Origin of the sequence: Spirulina major PCC 6313 (genome assembly GCF_001890765.1) — a bacterium.
In the GTDB taxonomy this organism is placed as follows: domain Bacteria; phylum Cyanobacteriota; class Cyanobacteriia; order Cyanobacteriales; family Spirulinaceae; genus Spirulina; species Spirulina major.
In genome coordinates, this window is the sequence record NZ_KV878783.1 from 3,720,048 (window position 1) to 3,743,981 (window position 23,934).

Genomic DNA, 23,934 nt, shown 5'->3' on the forward strand with positions numbered 1-23,934 from the left:
AGAGGGTTGGTGAGGATCGCTACTTCGCGGCGCGTTTGAGTTGGCGGAGGGTTTGGTAGATTTCCGGGAGGCGACTGTAGACCGCCGACACCTTGAGCCAGAGGGAGTTAGCGATCGCAGGACTGCCAGACACCACCTCCTTCGGGCCCACATCCCGATGCAGGCCAGATTGGGCCGTTGCGATCGCACCATCCCCAATCTTCACCTTGTTCGACACCCCCACCTGGCCCGCCAAGATCGCCCAATTGCCCACCGTCACCTGTCCCGATAGGCCCACCTGAGCCGACATCACCGCATGGTCGCCCACCGTGCAGTTATGGGCAATTTGCACCAAGTTATCAATCTTTGTGCCCGTGCCGATCTGGGTTACCCCCACCGAGGGGCGGTCAATGGTGGAATTACAGCCCACATCGACGCGATCGCCCAAAATCACCCGCCCCGACTGGTTCATCTTCACATAACCCTGGGGCTGGGGCACAAACCCGAACCCCTCCCCGCCAATCACCGCGCCGCTGTGGATGATGCAGTCAGCCCCGATCACCGTGCGTTCTTCGATCGTGCAGTTGGCATGAATCACCGTGCCCGCGCCGATCTCACAGTCGGGGTAGATCACCGTATTCGGGAAAATACAGACGCGATCGCCCAGCGTCACCCCCCGCTCAATCACCACATGGGCCCCGATCGCCACATCATCCCCCACCTGCACCGAGGGATCAAGCACCGCCGTCGGGTGGATTTGGGGCGCGAGTTGGTAGGGTTGGTAGAATTGAGCGATCGCCACAGCAAACAGCAAGCGCGGCTCCGGTGTCGCCACCCAAGCGATGCCCCGTGCCGTCGCCCGTGCCTGTAACCCCTCATCCACCGGCAAAATCAACACACTGGCCGCCGTCCTATCCACCTGCGCCGCAAATTTATCCCCCTCGATGTAGCTGATCGTTCCCGATGGTGCGGTTTCTACGGCCGCGACCCCGTTCAAGACCGGGTTACAATGGCTACCAAGCGAGAGGCTATCACTCTGCACCCAGTCCGCCTCAAAGCGTTCTAACAGTTCACTAAATTTCATTGCACAATTAGAGACAACAACAATGGCAGTTTCTCTCCAAAAAGGACAACGAGTTTCCCTCGAAAAATTGGCCCCCGGACTCAAAGCCGCCTTTATCGGCTTAGGGTGGGATGCTCGTTCTACCGATGGTCAACCCTTTGATTTGGATGCGTCGATCTTCCTCCTGGATGCCAACGAAAAACTCCCGTCAGACCGCCATTTCATTTTTTACAATAACCTGACTAGTCCCGATCCTGACCAATCCGTCAAGCACATGGGGGACAACCTCACCGGAGCCGGAGACGGCGATGATGAAGCGATGATCCTCGATCTGCGCAAAGTCCCTGAAAACATTCAAAAAATGGTGTTCACCGTCACCATCTACGAAGCCCCCCAGCGGGGCCAAAACTTCGGGCAAGTCCACAATGCCTTTGTGCGCCTGGTGAATGTGGAAACCAAAGAAGAAGTGTTGCGCTACGACCTCGGCGAAGACTATTCCACGGAAACCGCGATGATCATGGCGGAAATTTATCGCAAAGATGGGGACTGGCGGATGAATGCCGTAGGCCAAGGCTATCAAGGCGGCTTACAAGCCTTGCTCGATCGCTATAGTTAATCCGGGCGCGTTCAATCCCGGATGGGATCATCTGGATTGAGTGGCGATCGCTCCCATCCCTGGGGATGGGAGTCCTATTTTTCTTCTTTCACTTCAAAATCTCATGGGCATTAATCTCAAAAAAGGGCAACAAATTTCCCTCGTCAAAGAAGCACCCGGACTCACTCGCGTGCTGTGCGGCCTGGGCTGGGATGTGGCGAAAAAATCCGGTGGCTTGATGCAGTTGTTCAAAAATACAGCGGATCTTGACCTCGATGCGACGGTGATCTGCCTAGACGCGCAGAATAAATGCCGCACCCAAAACAACATTCCTAACATGGTGTACTTTGGCAACCTGCGCCATCCCTCCGGGGCCATTACCCATTTAGGCGACAATTTAACCGGAGCCGGAGACGGCGATGATGAACAGATTATCGTTGATTTGAACGCGATTCCGGCCGAGATTCAAACCCTGTTGTTTGTGGTGAATATTTATCGCTGTCGCGATCGCAAACAGGACTTCAGCCAAGTTAACAACGCCTTTGTGCGTCTCGAAAACAGGGAAACCCACAGCGAAATCGCCCGCTATAACCTCTCAGGTGCTGACTATCACGGCTCGACGGGGATGCTGATGGCGAAACTCTATCGCGAGGGGAATGGCTGGCAACTAGCGGCGATCGGTGATGGGATTCAGATCAACAACCTCAAAGATATCCTCAAGCAGTATTAAGAAAATGCAAGAACCAGAGCCGTTAACAGCATCATTAGGTTAAGTATGGAGAGTCAGGTGGTATCGTCTTGACCTGAGTACAGGACAAAAAATCAGGCTTGGGCTGAAACCCTGATGATTTCGCAGGTTGGGTAGAACAATCGCAAAACTCAACACCCTCCCTAAAAATCCATAGTCTGTCGTGCGGGCATCTTGCCCGCTGGGATCAGACAAAATAGGGAGCAGGATGCTCCCACCCCATCAAAATCAAGATGCCGTCGTATATTTCAACGTTTGTCCTGTACTCAGCGTCTTGACTACTCCGTGTGCGATCGCTGTCCGTCTATGGTGCTTTGGTTTCTTCTGCCTTGATCATCCCTCAATCGTAAGTCCTAGACTATGCCAGATCCTTCAACTCTAGACTCCGTAATTAAGAGTCCTGTGCTGCTTGTCAATCAATCCACTGCCCCTGTGATTGTGGTGGGGTTGCCCCGCAGTGGCTCCTCCTACCTTGCCCATGTTTTATCGTGCCTAGAGGGCTGGTTTGTCTTTGATGATTTGTATCCGTATCAAAAAGCAGCGGCATTGGGGATTTCGAGTCGGATGAACTTGGCGCAAAAGCCCAAACTTTTGCAAGACTATATCAACTCGATTACTTGGCAACTACGAGCCAAAATTAAACACGAAGCCACGTTTGATGTGCCGAACTTAACGTGGGACGATACCTTCGCCATGGAAGAGGCTGTCTTCACCGCCCTGGAGGGAAAAAATCCCCTCACCTGGCCCCAGGTTCTCGAAGAATGGATCACCCGCCTCTCTCTCCATGCCCAAAAGCAACGCTGGGGGTATAAAACGCCCCAAGATTTCCTCCATATGGATGAGTTAGCGACCTTGTTTCCGGGGGTGAAGTTTGTCTATATTTTGCGCGACCCTCGCAAAATGATGCGATCGTTTAAGAGCTTGCCCCGTGTCAAGACCCACGGCACGCAGGACGGGGAATCGCGCCAATATCATCCGATGGTGTATGCTCTCTATTGGAAAAAATCCTACGAGGCGGTGCAAGCGTTTCTGAAGCGCGATCGCGCCCCCGTGGAAACGATTAAATTTGAAGATCTCGTCAAAACCCCCGAAGCCGTCGCCGATTGCCTCGCCCGTTTTTTAGACACGCAAGTGGTGGGCAATGTTGTCCTTGAAAAAGGTAATTCTTCCTCGGATCAAGGCAAAAATAAAGAACTCACCGCGACAGAAATCTTGATTTGCGAAAAAATTGCCGGGGCTAGTATGGAGTCTGCCGGTTATGCCCTTACCCATCCGTTCCCTAAATTGAGCGATCTTTTTGATTTAATCGGTACATCGTTTGTCTTTGCCACCTATCAACTGCAACGGATGGTCAAAGACCCCAAAGCCCGCACCTCAATCTTGAGTTTCCTCAAAAGTTTAATCGGGAAAAAATAATCGCAGCAACTAGGGTGCAATGATTCGACTACTGATTGTGGATGATCAGTCCATTGTGCGGGAAGGCTTGAAAAGTCTCCTGCAAGCCCAGCCCGATCTTGAAGTGGTGGGGATGGCAGAACAGGGACAAATTGCGCTTGAGCAAGCGATCGCGCTCCGGCCCGATGTGGTGCTGATGGATATTCGGATGCCGATTATGGATGGGGTGGCGGCCACGGAGGCGATCCAGTCCCAGGCCCCGGCGATCAAGATTTTGGTGTTGACCACCTTTGATGATGATGAGTCCGTGAGTCGGGCGATCCGGGCAGGGGCAAAGGGGTATTTATTGAAGGATACGCCGTCGGATGAATTGGCCGAGGCGATTCGAGCCGTACAGCGGGGCTATAGTCACTTAGGGCCGGGCTTGCTTGACAAAATGATGGCCCATGCTGAACCGCCGACCCCCAAGCCCCCGCCGGAATTAGCGCAACTCACGCCGCGTGAATTGGAGGTGCTGGCGCTGTTGGGGGAGGGCTATAGTAATCGTGAAATTGCGAAGGCGCTGTATATTTCCGAGCGGACGGTGAAAAACCATGTTACCCATGTGTTAGGGCGGCTCCAGTTGCGCGATCGCACCCAAGCCGCCCTCTTTGCTGCCCAATTTCTCCGCTAGGGCCTTACTTGATTTGGAAAATAAACGTCACCTTGTCTTCTTTACCGAGGGCAATGCGATCGCCCGCCCGCAACCGATGGCGATTCCCCGGCAACAGCGGCGAATGGTTGATATACGTCCCGTTAGAACTGCCCACATCTTCGAGATAGTAGGCATCCCCCTCCATCCGAATATCCGCATGCACCCGCGACACCACCGCAGAATCCGGAAACCCCGACACATCAATATCCGGTGGAATCGGCCCCCCCGGCTTGCCCAGGTGAACCACCGCTAAATTTTGGGGCAGTTCGATCGGTGAATTCGTTTGAACATGGAGTAACTGAGCCGTTTGGAGTTGCAGTTGGGTGGCGGCACTGCCAACCGGGGGCGGTGGTGGCAGATCCGGCGGCGGCGGCGGCAGATCCGGGACATTGCTGCTCACATCCGGCATCGATTCCGGAAAGTCCAATTCAGGAACCTCCAACTCTGGGACTTCCAAATCGGGGGGTAAATCTGGCAAGGGGGGCGGGGTGTTGGCTTCGGGGGTCATGGTGGGAATGCTGGTCGCTTGTAAACTGAAACCACACTGGCCACAGAAGCTCGCATCAGACTGCACCGAAGCGCCACAGTTCGGGCAAGACGTGGTGCTAGGGAGAGGGGTGTAGCAGGCTTCGCATTGAGTCGCCCCCTCTGGATTTTGGTGACTACAGTTCGGACAAACAATCATAGGGCGTACAGGAGAGAGTAAATAAACCAAATCAACACGGAGGCGTTCCGTCTCTTACTACGACGTTGATGATTCACATTTCCGGATGGGAGTGATGCTCGCCCCGCTTCGGCCGAGGATTCCGGTGACGACTCCCAGCGATCATTGGCGTACTTCCTCAATCTTAATCGGGGGGATCAGTCCAAGGTCGGCTACAGGGGGAACGGTAAGAAAAATTTACGGCCTGCCGGGAAGGGCAACACCCTCAGCGGCGGCTTTGTCTAATAGCCAGATCGCCTCACCGGCCGGGTGAATCAGACGTGAGGGATAGTGGTTTGAGTCGTCTTCGGGGGCGAAGACGTGACCGAGGGCGGTTTGCTTGCTGGCTCCGGCGACGAGGAAGAGAATCAGATGGGCGCGATTGAGCAGGGGGACGGTGAAGGTGAGCCTTGGTTGGCCGTCTTTGTTGCCGACGGTGATGGCGCGATCGCACACTTGCAGCGCCTCGGTATGGGGAAACAGCGAGGCGGTGTGCCCATCATCACCCATGCCCAACAGAATGATGTCAAATTGGGGAAATTCTCCCGCCGGAGCTTGGAAAAAGTCGAGAATCTCTTGGTTATGCTGGGCGGCATCGGCGGCGGGGTCGCCGCTGTGGGTGGGCATCGGGTGAATATTTTCGGTCGGAATGGCCACATGATCGAGCCAGGCAGCGCGGGCCATGCCTTCATTACTATCGGGATGATCCGCCGGAACATAGCGTTCATCGCCCCAAAAGATATGCAGCCGTTCCCACGAGAGATCCTGCTGAGCGATCGCTTCATACAAGGGTTTCGGGGTGCTGCCCCCCGCGAGGGCGAGGGTACAGCGGTCTTGGTGGGCGAGGGTGTGACGAATGCGATCGCACACCAGCACCGCCGCCTGGGCCACCAACGCGCCTTTATCCGCCAACACTTGAATCGTCCGGGTCATAGCATTTCCACAAACAAAGTACAACTTTAGCCTAGAAGGACTCCCCGACCCCGTCCCTAAACTTTAGTGATTTCTTCGGAAGTGGCGCGAGGTCGGGGCAAGGGGCGCGATCGCCCTAGGGCGACACGGTACAATTAAGGAACTGACTAAATCCCTGATGCGGGCACATCATCAATTCAGTTTCTACCCCCACTGTTTTTTGGGAATCCTCTGAGTCTGAACGGATAAAACAGCGTGTGGATCTTCGTGATTTTACGGTTGGTGTTCGAGAGGTCAGCGCGGTAAATCTCTTAATGACTAGACCCAATTCTTTCCTTTGATTCAGAGCGCTGTCTCATCTTCCTCATTTTTGTCTCCCGCATCAGATTTTCTCACCCTCTACCCCTAACACCGCATGAGTCCTTCCCCTCCCTGTGCCTGTACACCAGAGACCTTCATGCCGTATCTGGAACGCTATGCCGCCCAGAATTTAACGGGTTGTCTCCGGATTACTTTTTCGCCAGCGATCGCCTTTGATTTGTATTTCAACCTGGGGCGTTTTGCCTGGGCCACGGGGGGCATCCATCCGATTCGGCGGTTAAAGCGACAGTTGATGCGTCATTGTGCCGATGCGATGGTCAGTTCGATTCAACTGCGTCCCGAAGATCGAACCGCAAACTGGGGCTATAATCTGCTGCTGATGTTGATGCGTCGGGGCTTGGTCAATCAACCGACATTGAATGAACTGATCCGATCGCTCACCCTAGAAGTCTTGTTCGATCTGTGGCAAGAGTTTACCCTGCAACCCCAGACCCAGCGTCCTCCGGCATCCTTAACCGAACAACCCGGTGTGCGTCCGTCGGAACGGGGCATCTTGCCTTCTCAGTCCACGCTTCACGTCCAATCCCTGGTCACTGAATCGTTAACCCAATGGCAGAGTTGGCAACAGGCGAACTTAACCCGCTGCTCTCCCAATCTTGCCCCCCAGATCCTTAACCCTCAAGCCTTGGCTCAGGTGGTTTCCCCCCCCGTCTATCAAAATTTTTCGCGCCTGATGAATAGTCAGCGCACATTTCGGGATATTGCCACCGTGATGCAGCAAGATCCGTTACGGGTAGCGCGATCGCTCAGTCCCTACATTCAGCAGCGACTCCTCGGCGTTGGCCCCCTCAGCGATCTGCCGATCTCGGCATTGTTCGCCCCCGTGACCCCCCCCACGCCTGCCGCGTCGAATCCTGCACCGTCGGATACTGTACCCCTCATCGCCTGCATTGATGATAGTCCCCACCTCTGTCATCTGATGGAGCAACTACTGACCGATGCCGGGTATCGATTCTTACCCATTAACGATCCGCTCAAGGCCCTGCCGCTACTCATCCAGTACAAACCGGATGTGATCTTCCTCGATTTGATGATGCCGATCGCCAATGGCTATGAAATTTGTGCCCAAATTCAGCGAGTTTCGGCACTAAAAAGCGTGCCCGTGGTGATCTTGACGGCTCAGGATGGTGTGGTGGATCGCGTCCGTGCCAAGCTTGCAGGGGCGACCACCTTTCTCAGTAAACCGATCGATGGGCCCCGGATTTTGGCACTCCTTCAGCAATTCAACCTCCAGGGATTGCCGACCTAGCTTGCATCACAATTCGTAACAGTTCCCAAGCTCTCACGGCAAAAACGAAAGCACCCCTCTAAAATAGCTCTAGGTGCTGACAATTTTGTGATTTCAATACTTGCTGACTCTGCCGACTCACGGGGAATGCCGCTATGACTGCTACATCTTCTAATCCCTACAGCACATCTGCAAACAGTGCTGCACCGCCAAACTCAGTATCCTCTTCCCCCTCGCCAGAACAGCCCTTGCGTGAGGTGCGGCAACAGGGGGGGCAGTTGCGATCGGCCCTGCGGGCGGCGAAGGATCGGGAGTCGTTATTGGCGATCGCCGTTGAACAAATTCGCCTCCAGCTTCAGGCTTCGCGGGCCCTGATCTACCAATTCACCACCCCATCCCAAGGCACGGTGATCGCCGAACATCTCGAACGGGGTTGGACTCCCACCTACAGCGAAACCCTCCCCGCCACCTTCTTTGGTGTGGATACCCAAGGGGAATACGATCAGCAGGAGGTGGTCAGCATTAAATATGTCGCCACCACGGATGTCACCCCCTATCAATTGCAACTGTTGGAAAAGTATCAGGTGCGATCGAGTGTGAGTGTGGTGATTCGGCTGCGGGGTGGGGCCTGGGGCCTCTTGGTGGTGCAGCAATGTAATGAAGTGCGCCCTTGGTCGCAGCAGGATATGGTGCTGCTTGAACAGGGGGCGACGGTGTTGGCGGCGCAGTTGATCGGCTACGAGGTGGACGAGGAGCATCAGCAGCAACTCCAGCGGGATGAGATTGTCCAAAAAGTGAGTGATCGCATCCGTCGCTCCGTAGACCTCAAAACGATTTTTCAAACCACCACCCAAGAACTGCGCCAACTCCTCAAGGCGGATCGGGTGGCTCTCTATCGGTTTAACCCCGATTGGACGGGTCAATTTGTCGCCGAATCCGTGGGGGCGGGCTGGGTGTCCTTGCTGCAAACGCCTCCCGACCCGGATTTGCTGCGGGACAATAGCGAAAATTGTAATTTGAACGTGATGGCCGGGGGGCGGGGCGGCAATATCAGCATTGGGGAGGTGCGCGATACCTACCTCGAACGCACCCAAGGCGGCCTCTATAGTCGCGGCGAGAAGTTGCGGGTGGTGAATGATGTCTACGCCAAAGGGTTTCCGGGCTGCTATTTAGAATTGCTCGAACGGATGCAGGCGCGGGCCTATCTGACGGTGGGGGTTTACCAAGGCGGGCAACTTTGGGGCCTGTTGGCGACCTATCAATGTAGCGGTGAACGGACGTGGCAGGATTGGGAAATTCGGATCGCGAGTCAATTGGCGGATCAATTGGGCGTAGCGTTGCAACAGACGGCCAATCTCCGGCAGCGGGATCAGCAGGCCGAGCAATTAAAGCAGGCAATTGAGCGGGAACGGGCGATCGCCAATGTCAACGACAAGATTAAACAGTCCCAAGACCCGGATACGATTTTCCGCACGGCGGTGAATGAGGCGCGGCGGCTGTTGCAGAGCGATCGCGTCGCCATCTATCGGTTTAACCCGGATTGGAGTGGCACGTTTATCGCAGAATCCGTGGGCAGCGAATGGAAAGCCCTGCTCAATGCCCAGGTAGCCGATGAGCGAATTTTAGAAGGCACAGACGACAACATCAACAGCGAAGGCTGCACGATCAAGGACATGAAAGTGCGGCAATTGGCGACCCTGGACACCTACCTGAAAGACACCCAAGGCGGGGCCTATCGCAAAGGGGAACAGTTCCGGGTCAGCAATGATGTGTATAACTCGAAATTCCCGGCGTGCTATCTCCAACTGCTCGAAAGTTTCCAAGCCCGCGCCTATATCAACGTGCCGATCTTCCTCGAAGATCAACTCTGGGGGTTAATGCCCTGTTATCAATGTTCCGGGCCGCGAGACTGGACGGATGACGAGATTAAATTGATGGTGAATTTGGGGTCGCAGTTGGGGATTGCCTTGCAGCGGGCGGCCTCCCTGGAAGCGGCGAAGGCCCAAGCGCGACGGCTCGAAGCGGCGGTGGAACGGGAGCGGGCGATCGCCAATGTCAGCGAAAAAATTAAACAGTCCCAAGAGCCGGAAACGATTTTCCGCACTGCTGTGGATGAAGCGCGGCAGTTGTTGGGGAGCGATCGCGTCGCCATCTACAAATTTAACACCGACTGGACGGGCAACTTTATCGCTGAATCCGTTAATCCCGGTTGGAAATCCCTCCTCAATGCCCAAGTGGTGGATGAGACGATTCTCGCGGGCACAGACAGCAACATCAACAGCACCGGCTGCACGATCAAAGACATGAAAGTGCGGCAATTGGCCACCCTAGACACCTACCTGAAGGACACCAAAGGCGGAGCCTACCGCAAAGGGGAACAGTTCCGGGCCAGTAATGACATCTATGCCTCGAAATTTCCCGACTGCTATATCCAACTGCTCGAAAGTTTCCAGGCCCGCGCCTATATCACCGTGCCGATTTTCCTCAAGGATAAGCTGTGGGGGTTGATGCCCTGCTATCAATGTTCGGGGCCGCGAGATTGGACGGACGAAGAGATTACCCTGATGGTGAATTTGGGGTCACAGTTGGGGATTGCCCTGCAACGGGCGGCGGATCTTGAAGCGGTCAAAGCCCAGGCGCAAAAACTCCAAGAAGCCCTCAACCGGGAGCGGGCCCTGGCAACGGTGAGCGACAAGATTAAAGACACTGATGATATCAATGCGATTTTCAGCATTGCGACCCAGGAAGTGCGATCGCTACTGAAAAGCGATCGCGTCGTGGTCTATCGGTTTAACCCGGATTGGAGCGGTGTGTTTGTGGCAGAATCCGTGGAACCGGGCTGGGTGTCGTTGATGGGCAAACAAGGCGAAGATCCCGAACTGCTGAAAGCGACGGAGCAGAACATCGACACCGTCGGCTGCACGATCAAAGATATGCGTATCCGTCAGATGGCCACGGAAGACACCTACCTGCGCGACACCAAGGGCGGCGCGTATCGCAAAGGGGCTAAGTTCCGTGTTAGCAATGACATTTACAAATCCAAGTTTCCCGATTGCTATATTCGCCTCTTGGAGACCTTCCAAGCCAAGGCCTATGTGACAGTGCCGATTTTCCTCAAGGATAAATTGTGGGGTTTGATGGCCTGTTATCAATGTGCTGCGCCCCGGACTTGGGAGGATGAGGAAATTAAGTTAATGGTGAGTGCCGGGTCGCAGTTGGGGATTGCGCTGCAACGGGCGGCGGATCTCGATGCGGTGAAGCAGCAGACCCAAAAACTGGAAAAAGCGATCGAACGGGAACGGGCGATCGCGCTAATCAGCGACAAAATCCGCCAATCCCAAGATGTGAGTACGATTTTCAAAAGTACGACCCGTGAGGCGCGGCAACTGTTCGAGAGCGATCGCGTCGGGATTTATCGCTTTAACCCCGATTGGACGGGGGAATTTGTCGCCGAATCCGTGGGCAGCAATTGGTTGAGCCTACTCAATTATCAAGTCGAAGATCCCAGCCTCTTAGAAAAAACCAAGGTCAATATTGATACCGAAGGCTGCACGATCAAACAAATGCAAGTGCGGCAAATGGCCAGTAAAGACACCTATCTCCAGCGCACGGAAGGGGGAGCCTATCGCCAAGGGGCAGCCTCGCGGGTGTGCAACGATATCTACGCCGCTGGGTTCCCGGACTGTTATCTGGAACTCCTCGAAGCGTTCCAAGCCCGCGCCTATATTACGGTGCCGATCTTTTTGGGCGATCGCCTCTGGGGATTAATGGCCAACTATCAATGTTCCGGGCCGCGCCAGTGGGAAAACGCCGAAATTCAACTGATGGTGCAGTTAGGCTCTCAATTGGGCATCGCGCTGCAACGGGCGGCGGATTTAACCCAACTGCGCCAACAAGCCCAGGAACTGGAAACCGCTGCGGCACGGGAAAAACTCGAACGCCAAGAACTCCAACAGCGGGCCCTGAACCTGCTGCGGGCGGTGCGGCCTGCCTTGGAAGGGGATCTCACTGTGCGTGCTCCCCTTTCAGAAGATGAACTCGGCACGATCGCCGATGTGTACAACAACACCCTGCAAAGTCTGCGGGGCATTGTGATTCAGGTGCAGGATGTGACGGCACGGGTGGCGGAAACCTCCAAGGGTAGCGATGTGCAGATTCGTCAACTGGCGGCCCAAGCCCAACGCCAAGCCCAGGAACTCAACCAAGCCCTGGCGGAAGTGCAAAAAATGGTCAACTTCAGCCAGGATGTGGGGGTGAATGCGGCGGCGATTGAACAGGCGGTGCAAAATGCCAACCAGACGGTGCATTCTGGGGATTCGGCGATGAATCGCACCGTGGAGGGGATTTTGGCGATTCGGGATACGGTGTCCGAGGCGAGCCAGAAGATCCGCGAGTTGAGTGAGTCGTCCCAAAAAATTGACCGGGTGGTGAACCTGATTAGTGATTTTGCGACCCAAACGCAGTTGCTCTCGCTGAATGCGGCGATTGAGGCAACGCGGGCGGGGGAATATGGCAAAGGGTTCGCGGTGGTTGCCGATGAGGTGCGATCGCTCGCCAATCCGCCAGTGCGACCTTGGAAATCTCCAACCTGGTGGCGGAAATTCGCCAACAAACCAGCGAGGTGATCAAAGTGACCGAAGCCGCGATTACCCAGGTGAGCGCGGGGACGAGCCTCGTGGAAGAAACGAAGGGAAACTTAACGGCGATCGCCGCTGCCACGGCCCAAATTTCCGAACTCGTCGAAAGTATCACCACTGCCACCACTGCCCAACTGGAGCAGTCCAAATCCGTCACCCAAACCATGCGTGAGGTGGCGGAAATTTCCGACAGCACCTCCGCTGAATCGGTGCAACTGTCCAACACCTTCCAAGACACCCTAACCACAGCCCAAACCCTCCAGGAGGTGGTGAAGCAATTCAAGGTCAATTAATCCGTGCTACTCAACTGTCCACTGCCAATGGTTCGCTATGAAAGAATGGGATCTGCATAAACTGGCCGATGGTGTCTGGTCATCGATTCGGGATTGGGACTATTTCCAGCGCGATGAAGTGGGCCAGCAGGTGGCGAAGGCGGCGGAAGCCCTGTTGCAGACTCCCACCCCCCAGAGTTCCACCTCAATCCCGATCGATGACGACGAAGACGACCCCGATGAGGAACTGAGCCGCCCCCCGCGATCGCAAAGCCACCCATCGCGTAGCTACCCATCCCAAAGCCACCCATCGCGTAGCCACCCATCCCAAAGCCACCCATCCCAAAGCCACCCATCCCAACCGATCGCCATTGAGGACGATGATCTGTTTAGGGATGGCCCGCGTCCACCGATCATCACGCCGCCGCCCCCTGTGCCATCGCCCCCCCCTCCGACCGATGATCTTTGGGGGGATGATGACCTGTTTGGGGATGGGGTGCAACCGTCAGAACCGGAGGCGATCGCTCCTGATCCCGTCCCTGCCGCAAGTTTTGAAATTGTGATTGATGAGAAGCCGGACGCGATCGCACCCGATCCCGCCGCAAGTTTTGAAATTGTGATTGATGAAGAGCCAGACGCGATCGCCCCTGATCCCACCCCAGCGCCGACTGCCGATCTCGGCTTAGAGGATCGCACCACCATCCCCATTGATATCCTGCCCCCAGAACTCTGGCCCCTGTCCCCTCAACCCAGCGACCCAGACCCCGCAGCCCAATCACCGCAAGACCTTGACCTCGAAATCCTAGCCGGATGGGGTAATGACTGGAGCGATACCCCTGATCCAGGCTCAGAACCAGAGGCAAGCTTTGAACCGCCGCCCGCATCTTTCCCCCCCGATGCGCCCGCCCTCCATCCTGACGAAATAACCGCCCCCAACCTAAGCCCGGAACCCTGGGCGGTGGATGATGCCTGGAGCCAAGGTGATGCAGAATTTGACCAAAATGCTGCAATATTAGCGAGTTGGGGTGATGGTTGGCCGGCGGCGGGCCCAGAGGAGGGCTTGAGTCCTAATTCTGATGATCTAGAGAATCTGCCAACCCTCAGCCCACCGCCGGAACTGAGCCAACCCCCCGCGCCGGAATTTCCCCCAGAGATGATCGCAGCAGAACAGGCGATCGCCCCCCCGGATCGAGAAGCCGATCCCTTCCCCGATTTTCCTGCCATGGATGAGATGGACTTCTCCCGTGAGCTAGATTGGCCCGACCCCGATGCCCTGGACAATCCATCGGCGGAAGACCTGTTTGGGAATGCGGGGCTGTTGTCCTTGGATGACCTGAGCTTAGAGGAACTTGATGGGTTTGATGCGTTTGAACCCACGCCCGCCCCAAAGCCAGAGGGTAACCCCCCACTCGAAGCCCCTGCCGACAGTCGCAACCCCGAAGGTTATCAATACTTCGTCACTGAAGCTCAGGATCTCTTAGTCACCCTTGAACAGGAGCTTTTGGCTCTGCACGCAGGGTCAAGTACGGCGGATATTTATAGTTTGATGCGGGTCACCCATACCCTGAAAGGGGCATCGGCGAATGTGGGCTGCGACACAATCACCACGATCGCCCACAACATTGAAGATGTGTTTCGGGCGATGCTGGCCCCCGAAGCGGTGATCGATCAAGAGTTGCAGGGGATGTTGTTTGAGGGCTATGAATGTCTGCGCTTGGCCTTGAGTGCAGAGTTGGGCCATGAACATAGCCAGGATGATGATCTGCTGAATCGGGCGGCGGATCTGTTGGCGCGGTTTCAGGTGAAATTGGGGGATTGTTTTAATCAGCAGCAACCGCTACCCAGTTCTGCGGAAATGGGGTTTGACTTGACCCAGTCGATTTTTGAGGTGGGGGTGCAGCAACGGATTGAAGAGTTGCAGGGGTTGATCGCCCAGAACCCAGACGGGACAGGGTTGGCTGAGGCCCTCCAAGGTCAGGCTGAGGTGTTCATTGGGTTAGGAGAATCCCTAGGATTGCCGGAATTTACGCGCCTGGCCCAAACGATTCAAGGGGCGATCGCCGCTCAACCGGATGCCATTCGTGCGATCGCAGCCCTGGCCCTTGCGGATCTGCAAACAGCCCAAACCCAAGTGTTAGGAGGCGATCGCACCCAGGGCGCAACCCTCAGCCCCGCCTGGCAACAGTACAGCCCCACGTTTTCCCCTCCCCCCTCCCCAACGGCAACGCCAGCAGATAACCCACTCCCCCCCATCGACGCGATAGATGATGCGGAGCCGGAACCCTCAGACCCCTCAACACTAGGTAACTCTGGCTTGCCGAGCTTGGATGACATTTTTGGGGTGGGTCTGATCCTGCCGGAGACGGGGACGAGGCAGGAGATGTCGGGTCTGTTTGAGGGGGATGGCTCCGATGATGGAACAGTGGATCAGCATGGGGTATCGGACGACGATCGCGAGACAGAAGCGATCGCACCCTCATACCCCGCCACCCCCGTCCCCGATCGCGTCACCCTTGCCAGTGACCTCTGGGATGAAGTCGTCCCCGCCTCCCAAACCAAAGCCCCACCCCCCCAAACCCCGCCCCAGACCCTCAGCACCGCGCCCCCCGTCTCGAAAACCCTCCGCATTGAACTCGACCAACTCGAACACCTCAATCATCTGGTGGGCGAACTCCTGATCAATCAAAACCAACTCGCCCTACGAGACGAGCAATTTCAAACCTCCGTCCAAAAACTCTCGGACTGGCTGCGCAAACACCGCCTCACCCTGGCTCAACTGCGCTCCACCCTCCCTAGTGAAACCAACTCCGCCACCGCTTCCCCCGTTCACCGCCTCCTCTACGCCGCCCTCGAAGAAACCTCCCAAATCACCCAAGCCACCGAGGACATGAATCTTTTGGTGCGCACCACCGCTTCCACCATTGAGCGCGAACAGCGGCTCTCGAAGCAACTGCGGGACAACATGGAAGCGGCGCGGATGATGCCAATTGAGGGGTTATTGAAGCGATTTCCGCCCATGGTGAAGCAGTTGTCCTTTGTGAATAAGAAGCCTGTGACCTTGACGGTACGGGGTACAGGGGTGCTGATTGATAAGACGATTACGGAGAATCTCTACGATGCGCTGCTGCATTTGGTGCGTAATGCCTTTGACCATGGGATCGAGTCCGTCGAAGCGCGGCGGGCGGCCGGAAAACCGGAGCAGGGCCAGATTGAAATCGCGGCCTATAACCAGGGCAACCGCACGATTATTGAGGTGGGCGATGATGGTCAGGGATTAAAGGTGGAGCGGATTTGTCAGCGGGCGATCGCCAATCATTTAATCACCAAAGCCGAAGCCGACGAGATTCGCCGCCAACCTCATCCTGAAGAACGTCTGCTGGATCTGCTCTGTACCCCCGGATTTTCCACCACCGACCAAGTGAGCGATCTCTCCGGGCGCGGCGTGGGGCTGGATGTGGTCAAAACCCAGTTGGCGCAAATTAAAGGTACGCTCCAAGTCCGGCGACGCAATGGTGTTGAGTCGGGCAATGGCGGCCAGGGTACGATTTTTTCGCTCCAGATTCGGGAATCGCTCCTCAGTGCGCGGCTGTTAATTTGCCAAGCGGGATCATCCGTGTATGGGTTTGTGTCGAACGAGATTGAACAGGTGCTGATTCCGGGGGAAAAGCTACGGTTTATTGCCGGCCAAAAGGTGCTCGATTGGAACCAAGAGGAAGCCGAATGCACCGTGCCGGTCTATGAATTAGCATCGCTGTTTAAATCCCCGGCCCGGTTAGCGGCGACGCAGCAATATTTAGCCTTGGCGGATCGGGGCGAACTTCAGCCGGTGCTGAGTACGCCGCAAAATATTACGCCGGTGCTGCTGTTGCGCACCACTGACGGTTTGATTGGGTTGGAGGTGCAGCAGGTGATTGAGGAATCGGAGTTGGTGATTAAGCCGATTTCCGATGCGATCGCCCCCCCGCCCTACCTTTACGGCTGTAGTATTTTGGCCGATGGCCGCCTCACCTTAGTGATTGACGGGGCGATGCTGGTGCAACATACCCAAAAACAGGGCATGCGGCTGATCCAAGAATCCTTGGCCCCAGCGCGATCGCAGCCCGCGATCGCTTCTACGGCCTTTTCCACTGAACAATTGGGTCTCTATATCCCCGACGCGCACCCCTCGGATCAAAACCCCATCCCCACCCCCGCCGACCCCGTGGAAACCGCCGCCCCCATTGTCACCATCCTCGTGGTGGATGATTCCCTGACGGAGCGGCAAACCTTGAGTTTGATGCTCAAACGCCACGGCAAGCGGGTAATTGAAGCCAAAGACGGTTTAGAAGCCTTGGAACAGTTGCGCAGTGGTCGTTCGGTGGATGCGATTCTCTGTGATATTGAAATGCCCCGGATGAATGGACTAGAGTTTTTAAGTGCAGCGCGGCAGGATCTCCAAGGGGCAAACATTCCGGTGCTGATGCTCACCTCCCGCAGTCGCGATCGCTTTCAAACCATCGCCCTCGAATTGGGAGCCGCCGCCTACCTCACCAAACCCTACATTGAGCAAGAAATTCTCACCACCCTGGACACCGCCCTTGGGAGAAAACGGCCATGAGTGACTTAGTGGACACCGAACGGATGCGGGTGATCGTGTTTACGGTGCATACCCATTCCTTCGCCTTGCCGATGAAAGCCGTGTTAAAAATCAGCCCACGCCCGACCCAACTCCACCAGGGCTTTGATGATGTGGGCTTGATTGAACTGGATGGCCAAACGGTGCGCCTCTTGGTGCTCGAACAGTCCTGGGCGGTCGATCCTCTACCGGATCATCCGTTTTTGATTTTGGTGCAGGGGGGATCGGATTGGATTTTGGGGATTCAAGTGGCGGAACTCCCCAACATGATGGAGTTAGACCGGGCTTCGATTCAAGCCATTCCCGAAGCCGCACGGAAAACTCCCCTGGGGTCACTCTGTCACTATGTCGCCCTTTGGCACGGAGAAAACGACACCCCGCAACCGATCTTCTTGCTGGATTTGGCGTTGACCTTGAAAGCCCATCACACGGAGGCCTAAAGCCATGACGACCCCTCCAGTGAGCGATCGCTGTACCCAACGCCTCCGCCACCACATGGCGCGACAGAATCTCCCCAGTTTTCGCCAGTTGGCCCAACAGGCGGGCGTTTCCCCCGCCACAATCCGGCAATTGCGGGCCGGTCAAGCGGCACGATGTCGCGGGGAAACTTTGGCAAAAATTGCGATCGCCCTCGATCTCACCGTCGATCAACTCCTGACCGAATGCAGCGAACTGCCCTTAACCCGTCCCACGCCTGCCCCGGCTCCCATGGACCCCAGTGATGCCCTCCACATCCTCGAACCCTGGCTCCTGCAATGGCCCACCGTCGTCGCCGCCGTCACCAAAAACCCCGACCTTCCTGCGAGTAAAATCATTCCCCTGGTCAAACCCCTAGAACGGCTGCTTGATCATTGGCAAGTGAAGGCGATCGCCCCCATCGGCAGCGAACAGCCCTACGACCCCACAATTCACGAACTCATGGACGGCACAGCCACACCGGGAGCGATCGTCCGCATCCGCTACGCAGGCTATTACCACGGCGAAGCCCTCCTCTACCGTGCGAAAGTTTCCCCCGTTGCGATCGGCAGCGCCCAGGGTTAATGTTTCTGGTCAGCGATACTCAAAACCATTACAGCCTGTTCACCCTCACCCCAAACCCCTCTCCCCCAGGGCTGCTGCTCATACACAACGTCCTAAGGTTAATCTCCCCTGCGTTTAATCCCCCTCCATCGTCAAGGCAGCGAGCTAGAAGCTCGCACTACGGAGCACTCATGTAGGGTGAGCCTCTGGCTCACTGCTGATTAACTGACTAACTAGATGGCTTGATGGCAGCGAGCGAGAAGCTCGCACAACAGAAGATTGCAGGCAGGGTAGTGTGAGCCTCTGGCTCACTCATACCCCTTCTAGATGCGTAGCTTGGGTTGTGTATAAGCAGTCTGAGTATAGGACAAAAGTTGAAATGGACGGCGTAATCTTGATTTTGATGGGGTGGGAATATCCTGCTTCCTATGTTGTCTGATCCCAGCGGGCAAGATGCCCGCACGACAGACTATGGATTTTTAGGGAGCGTGTGGGGTTTTGCTATTGTTCTACCCAACCTACGAAATCATCAGGGTTTTAGCCCAAGCCTGATTTTTTGTCCTGTACTCAGAGGCGGGTTAGGCTAACATTCCAAGGGCACTCTATTTTGAGGACTGTCAACTTAAGGTTTAGGGTTCGAGTTGGGCGGCGCAGATGCCCGCACCGAGGAGACCAACCTGGGGATTGAGCACCACGGAGATCCGCACCGGATCGAGCACCCCACTGACGCGGCCTTTTGCGTGATAGGCGGCCATGAATTCCCCGGCTTCGATCAGGGGGAGGAGTTTGGCGGCGATGCCGCCAGCGATGAAGAGGCCGCCGTAGGGGAGAAGTTTGAGGGCGAGGTTACCCGCTTCGGCTCCGTAGGCGGACATGAAGAGATCGAGGGTTTCGCCACAGAGGCGATCGCGCCCGTCCAAGGCGGCCTTGGAGATGATCGCGGCAGCATCGGCGTTGGGGCTGTTGAGTTGGGCGGTGATGTCGGCGGATTCCGGAACCATGAGGCGATCGCGCAAACAGGCGTAAATATCCACAATGCCCATGCCCGACACCACCCGCTCCACCGAGACCCGCTCTAGTTGGCGCACGGACTTGAGGTGGTTCAAGAGGGCATATTCCCGGTCGTTGCGGGGGGCGAAATCCGTGTGGCCGCCTTCGGTGGGGAAAACGCGATGTTTGCGTTGTCCGATGGGAATCACCACCGCTTCGCCGAGGCCCGTTCCTGCCCCTAGGACGGCGATCGGGGCACTGGGGTCTACCGTTCCCGCTTGCAAAACATGGAGTTCATCGGGCTGCAACCCCAGCACCCCGTAGCCAATCCCGGCAAAGTCGTTAATCAGCGCCACCTGATCCAATTGCAAATCCTGGCCAAGGCGATCGCCGTCCAGTTTCCAACTCAGGTTTGTGAGGGTGCAGGTATTGTTGTGGACGGGGCCAGCGATCGCAAAACAAGCATAATCAGGACGACTCCCATCCTCTTGATGACCCGCTGTGGCCAGAAATTCCTTCACGATCGGCACGAGATCTTCATAGTCAGCACTAATATAATGCTGCCGTTCCGATACCGGCTGAATCCCGGTTGCTGTGGGTTTAAAGAGTTGCAACAACGTCTTTGTGCCACCAATATCACCTGCCAGTAATAAGGTCATTCGTTCCCTCCGAAATCACTAAGATTAATCACTTAATTTGTTAGCTTATAGCGAATTGAAAAACGATGAGAACGCCACCTTCCCCTTTTTAAGGGGGATTGAGGGGGAGCTTTGTCCCTCGTGTTCATGGAAACCGCTATAACCTGTTCATTTTCTGAGCGGCTGTTTGACAAGTTAAACTCAGATCTAAATCATGAGCCTCACTCAATGGAAACGAGGGGCTTAAGCCTCTTGCCTCTCCACTCAAGACACTTTTTTTGAGCTAGAGGATGGGGCAGGGGATTTTAAGGCTTGGAATGTCGCTAATCCTGCCCCGATGATTGCAAAGGAAAACAGTGTGGTTAAAGTGCCGAGAGCATAGAGGGCGGGGGAGGTGACATTGGTGGTCATCCCAAAGATTTCGAGGGGGAGGGTGTTGTTTTCGCCGGAAATCAGGGAGGTGCGATTAAATTCGTCGTAGGAGAGGGTAAAACTGAGCATCCCCACCCCAATTAAACTCGGCGCAATCAGGGGCAAAACAATCTGACCAAAGGTTTGAAAATCACTCGCGCCCAAGTCTCGCGAGGCTTCTTCATAGGCTGGATTAAACCGATTAAAGACCCCCACCATAATCAAAAAGGCAAAGGGTAATGTCCAGGTTAAATGTCCCCCCAGGGCGGAACTATACCACTGCACATCCCAACCCAAGACATTGAAGAAAATCCCAATCCCCAAGGACACTAAAATACTCGGTACAATTAAGCTTGTAATTGTCAGGTAAAAGATAAAACGGGAGCCTTTAAATTTACGCCGAAAGGCCATGCCCGCCATCACACTAAATGCCACAGATAGGAGCGTCACAATGAGGCCGAGGGTGAGCGATCGCAAAAACGGTGTCACAAATTCACCGATCCGCTGTTCGCCAAACACCGATTGAATCCAATAAAAGCTAAATCCTCGCATCGGAAAGGTTAAATTCCCCTCTTCTCCTTGGAGGGAAAGCAGGAAAATCGCCGACATTGGGCCGTAGAGAAAGAGCACAAAAAGACTAAAGAATGCGCCGAGAATATAAAACGAAAGGGGGCGTTTCTGGGGCATTTTCTATAGTTCCTTACGAATATCAACGGTGCGGAGAATTGCGAAAACCATCATTAAGGTGATGATCAATAAAATGACGGCATTGGCGGCGGCTTGGGGGTATTGTAAACTGCCGATTTGGTTACGAATAGCATAGCCGACCGATGAGGCTTGACCGCCACTCATCAGGCGCACGGTGGTGAATTCGCCCATCACCAAGGTGACAATAAAGATTGATCCAATGGCAACACCGGGCAGGGAGAGGGGAAAAATGATTTCTTTAAAAACTTGCCAACTGGCAGCACCGGAATCAAGGGCGGCGGTGATTAAGTTGCGGTCAATGCGCACGAGACTATTAAAAATGGGAACCACCATAAAGAGGGTATAGAGATGCAGCATAGCCAAGACAACGGCAAAGTCAGAAAAGAGGAAGAGTTCTACGGGTTCTTGAACCAAATTAAGGTGCATCAGCAGTTGATTTAAGAGTCCTTCCCGACCGAGAAACGGTATCCAAGAAATCATCCGAATCACGTTAGAGGTAAAGAAGGGAATGGTGCAGACCACAAAGAGAATCACTTGCCATTTTAGGCTTTGGATATGGAAGGCTAAAAAGTAGGCAATGGGATAGGCGATCGCAAAGGCAAGAACCCAAACAATAGCGACAAATTTAAAGGTATTGAGATAGGTGCTGAGGTAAACCGATGAGGTAAAAATACTGCGATAGTTTTCAAAAATCAAAGCCGGGGTCATGGCGTAGCCGTTGAATTCCCAAAAGCTCACCACGACGATCGTTAAAATCGGAAAGACTAAAAAGAGTAAAAAAACCAGGAATTGTGGGGCAACTAAGAGATAGTTTTGGAGGGGTTTCCAAATTTTTAACATAGGGCGAGGTGAAACAGTAGCAAAGGGCTAGTATGCAGAATTTTAGATCAGACTGTTGTGATCTGTGCGACGGTTTCGGGGAATGCGCCGGCCTCCGGGGGGCGATCGCTGCGTTTCTTGGCGTGAATGGTCTGTGCTGGGGTGAATCGTTCTGGCTCAACTGTTATAACGGCTATAAAGATACGGCTTAGCTGTAGAGTTGACGTTGTTGATTGTTAGGTTGCACCATGGCCCCGATTCGATTGTTGCAGAATCCCTACTGTGGGCGGGGGGCGATCGCCCTGTTGCTATTGGCGTGGGGAGTTGGGCCCGCTAGCTTGGCGCAATCACTGCCGCCCCAGTCGGGCGAATCGATCCCTGTGCGGGAGTCTGACCCTTTACCTGCACTGCGGCAGAGGATTCAGATGGGCGATCGCCTCTTGATTCGTGTTCTGTCTGATCCTGCGCTCAACAGCGAACCGGTGGTGCTGAGTGATGGCACGGTGGAATTGCCCCGCTTGGGGGCGTTGACGGTGTTGGGGTTAACGCCAGCGGCGGCGGCGGCGCAAATTTCTAACGCCTATCAACGGTTAGGGCTGACGGATGGACAGGTGACGGTACAGGTTGACCGCCAAGATCGTGACCCTGCACCCTTGACAACTCCGTTTTTCGCGCCGTCGCCGCCGGTGCAGCGTCGCCCGAACCTCACCGCGCCCCCGGAACAAAGCTATACCTTGGGGGCGGGCGATCGCATCCAGATCCAAACCTTCCAACTGCCCCAATACAGCGGCGATCATGAAGTGCTGATCGATGGCACGATCCTTCTGCCCCAATTGGGCGCGTTTCGTGTCACGGGGTTGACTCCGACGGCAGCGGCAAGGGCGATCGCCGCTCGCTACGAACAAGCCCGCATCCTCCGCAATCCTCAGATCAATCTCGTCCTTGTCGAACCCCGCCCCTTCCAAGTAGCCGTAGCCGGGGAAATTAGCCGCCCCGGTTCCTATATTCTGCCCCGCCAAGGCACACAATTCCCCACCCTCTCCCAAGCCCTCCAAGCCGCCGGCGGCATCACCCAAGCCGCCAACCTCCACGCCGTCGAAATCCGTCGCACCACCACCCAAGAAATCCTCACCGTCAACCTCTGGCAACTGTTGCAAACCGGCGATCTTGGCGATGATCCCACCCTCCGCGACGGCGACACGATCCTGATCCCCACCGCCATCACCACTAACCTCGCTGAACTGTCCCGCCTCCGGGATGCGAATTTTGCCGCGAGTACCGATCGCCCCCTCAATATTGCCGTGATTGGTGAAGTGTTTCGCCCTGGCCCCTACACCGTGACGGGGGGAGCGCGTACCGGGGCGGCAGGCACACCCGGCGGAGCCAGCGGCCCCAGCAGTGTCCCGACGGTGGCGCGGGCCTTGCAGGTGGCGGGGGGGATTAAGCCCCAGGCGGATATTCGCAATATTCAATTGTTTCGACGCACGGGGAGCGGCGATCGCCAAACCCTCACCGTCAACCTGTGGGAACTGCTCCAATCCGGTAATGCGCTCCAAGATGTGCAACTTCAAGAAGGCGACACGCTCATTGTCCCCAAAGCCGAGAATCTCACCCCAGAGGAAACGGCTGCGATCGCAGCCGCCAGCTTCTCCCCCGACAGCATCCGCGTTAACGTCGTCGGCGAAGTCCAACGGCCCGGCTTAACCCAAGTCCCCCCCAACGCCTCCCTCAACCAGACCCTCCTCGCTGCTGGGGGGTTTAGCAATCGCGCCCGCCGAGGAACCATCGCCCTGATTCGCCTCAACCCCGACGGCACTGTCCTCCGCCAAATCATCCCCATCGACTTCGCCGAAAACGTCAACGATGCCACCAACCCCCCCCTCCGCAACGAAGACATCCTCATTGTCAGTCGTTCCGGCCTCGCCTCCTTCTCCGACACCCTCACCGAAGTCACCCGCCCCCTCAGCAGCATTTTGAATCTTTTCCTCTTCCCGCTGCGGGTGTTTGATGTCTTCGATAGCATTGGGGATTAAGAACACAGAATGGAGCGATCGTAGTGATATTTACGAAATTTGGGTTGATGTAGGGGCGTTGGCGTAAGCCTGCCGGAGGCACAAAAATTTTTC

Annotated in this window: 16 protein-coding genes and 1 pseudogene; 11 read left to right on the forward strand and 6 right to left on the reverse strand. The window is 55.6% G+C overall.

Annotated features, from left to right (window positions below; translation table 11 throughout):
- Nucleotides 1–19: 19 nt before the first annotated feature.
- Nucleotides 20–1,063: a UDP-3-O-(3-hydroxymyristoyl)glucosamine N-acyltransferase gene (gene lpxD, locus SPI6313_RS16485; protein ID WP_072621975.1), complete on the reverse strand. Its 1,044-nt coding sequence runs from the start codon at nucleotides 1,061–1,063 to the stop codon at nucleotides 20–22.
- 22 nt (nucleotides 1,064–1,085) lie between these two features.
- On the opposite strand from lpxD, the gene SPI6313_RS16490 reads away from it, so the two are divergent.
- The 4 genes from SPI6313_RS16490 (at nucleotide 1,086) to SPI6313_RS16505 (ending at nucleotide 4,453) form a co-directional block, all read left to right on the forward strand.
- Nucleotides 1,086–1,658 (forward strand): TerD family protein, encoded by a 573-nt coding sequence (locus SPI6313_RS16490; RefSeq protein WP_072621976.1) that lies wholly within the window; start codon nucleotides 1,086–1,088, stop codon nucleotides 1,656–1,658.
- Between the two features lie 103 nt (nucleotides 1,659–1,761).
- Nucleotides 1,762–2,367 carry a TerD family protein gene (locus tag SPI6313_RS16495; protein ID WP_072621977.1) on the forward strand — a complete coding sequence of 202 codons (606 nt, stop codon included), beginning with the start codon at nucleotides 1,762–1,764 and terminating at the stop codon, nucleotides 2,365–2,367.
- 378 nt (nucleotides 2,368–2,745) lie between these two features.
- Nucleotides 2,746–3,801, forward strand: a complete 1,056-nt coding sequence (locus tag SPI6313_RS16500; protein ID WP_084669073.1) for a sulfotransferase family protein — start codon at nucleotides 2,746–2,748, stop codon at nucleotides 3,799–3,801.
- A 19-nt stretch (nucleotides 3,802–3,820) separates the two neighbouring features.
- Nucleotides 3,821–4,453: a response regulator gene (locus tag SPI6313_RS16505; protein ID WP_072621979.1), complete on the forward strand. Its 633-nt coding sequence runs from the start codon at nucleotides 3,821–3,823 to the stop codon at nucleotides 4,451–4,453.
- A 4-nt stretch (nucleotides 4,454–4,457) separates the two neighbouring features.
- On the opposite strand, the gene SPI6313_RS16510 is transcribed toward SPI6313_RS16505, so the two are convergent.
- Together SPI6313_RS16510 and pgl are read right to left on the reverse strand one after the other, a co-directional pair.
- Nucleotides 4,458–5,159, reverse strand: coding sequence for a double zinc ribbon and FHA domain-containing protein (locus SPI6313_RS16510; RefSeq protein WP_072621980.1), 702 nt, complete (start codon nucleotides 5,157–5,159; stop codon nucleotides 4,458–4,460).
- 216 nt (nucleotides 5,160–5,375) lie between these two features.
- Nucleotides 5,376–6,110: a 6-phosphogluconolactonase gene (gene pgl, locus SPI6313_RS16515; RefSeq protein ID WP_072621981.1), complete on the reverse strand. Its 735-nt coding sequence runs from the start codon at nucleotides 6,108–6,110 to the stop codon at nucleotides 5,376–5,378.
- Between the two features lie 394 nt (nucleotides 6,111–6,504).
- On the opposite strand from pgl, the gene SPI6313_RS16520 reads away from it, so the two are divergent.
- From SPI6313_RS16520 to SPI6313_RS16545, 5 genes and pseudogenes are all read left to right on the forward strand, one after another.
- Entirely contained in the window at nucleotides 6,505–7,719 is a 1,215-nt protein-coding gene (locus SPI6313_RS16520; RefSeq protein ID WP_084669074.1) for a response regulator, read from the forward strand.
- Between the two features lie 134 nt (nucleotides 7,720–7,853).
- A pseudogene (locus SPI6313_RS16525) lies at nucleotides 7,854–12,628 on the forward strand (GAF domain-containing protein).
- A 37-nt stretch (nucleotides 12,629–12,665) separates the two neighbouring features.
- Nucleotides 12,666–17,204, forward strand: coding sequence for a response regulator (locus tag SPI6313_RS16535; RefSeq protein WP_072621985.1), 4,539 nt, complete (start codon nucleotides 12,666–12,668; stop codon nucleotides 17,202–17,204).
- Nucleotides 17,201–17,662, forward strand: coding sequence for a chemotaxis protein CheW (locus tag SPI6313_RS16540; protein ID WP_072621986.1), 462 nt, complete (start codon nucleotides 17,201–17,203; stop codon nucleotides 17,660–17,662). Before SPI6313_RS16535 ends, SPI6313_RS16540 begins: the two co-directional genes overlap by 4 nt.
- Before the next feature lie 4 nt (nucleotides 17,663–17,666).
- Entirely contained in the window at nucleotides 17,667–18,263 is a 597-nt protein-coding gene (locus SPI6313_RS16545) for a helix-turn-helix domain-containing protein (protein ID WP_072621987.1), read from the forward strand.
- A 608-nt stretch (nucleotides 18,264–18,871) separates the two neighbouring features.
- On the opposite strand, the gene SPI6313_RS16550 is transcribed toward SPI6313_RS16545, so the two are convergent.
- From SPI6313_RS16550 to SPI6313_RS16560, 3 genes are all read right to left on the reverse strand, one after another.
- On the reverse strand, nucleotides 18,872–19,891 hold the full coding sequence (locus tag SPI6313_RS16550; RefSeq protein ID WP_072621988.1) for a glucokinase: 1,020 nt from the start codon (nucleotides 19,889–19,891) through the stop codon (nucleotides 18,872–18,874).
- A gap of 243 nt (nucleotides 19,892–20,134) precedes the next feature.
- Nucleotides 20,135–20,968, reverse strand: a complete 834-nt coding sequence (locus SPI6313_RS16555) for an ABC transporter permease (protein ID WP_072621989.1) — start codon at nucleotides 20,966–20,968, stop codon at nucleotides 20,135–20,137.
- A gap of 3 nt (nucleotides 20,969–20,971) precedes the next feature.
- Entirely contained in the window at nucleotides 20,972–21,829 is an 858-nt protein-coding gene (locus SPI6313_RS16560) for an ABC transporter permease (protein ID WP_072621990.1), read from the reverse strand.
- 32 nt (nucleotides 21,830–21,861) lie between these two features.
- Between SPI6313_RS16560 and SPI6313_RS23660 the strand changes: the two genes are divergently transcribed.
- On the forward strand, nucleotides 21,862–22,020 hold the full coding sequence (locus SPI6313_RS23660) for a hypothetical protein (protein ID WP_175551170.1): 159 nt from the start codon (nucleotides 21,862–21,864) through the stop codon (nucleotides 22,018–22,020).
- A gap of 36 nt (nucleotides 22,021–22,056) precedes the next feature.
- Nucleotides 22,057–23,841, forward strand: coding sequence for a polysaccharide biosynthesis/export family protein (locus SPI6313_RS16565; RefSeq protein WP_072621991.1), 1,785 nt, complete (start codon nucleotides 22,057–22,059; stop codon nucleotides 23,839–23,841).
- Nucleotides 23,842–23,934 lie beyond the last annotated feature (93 nt).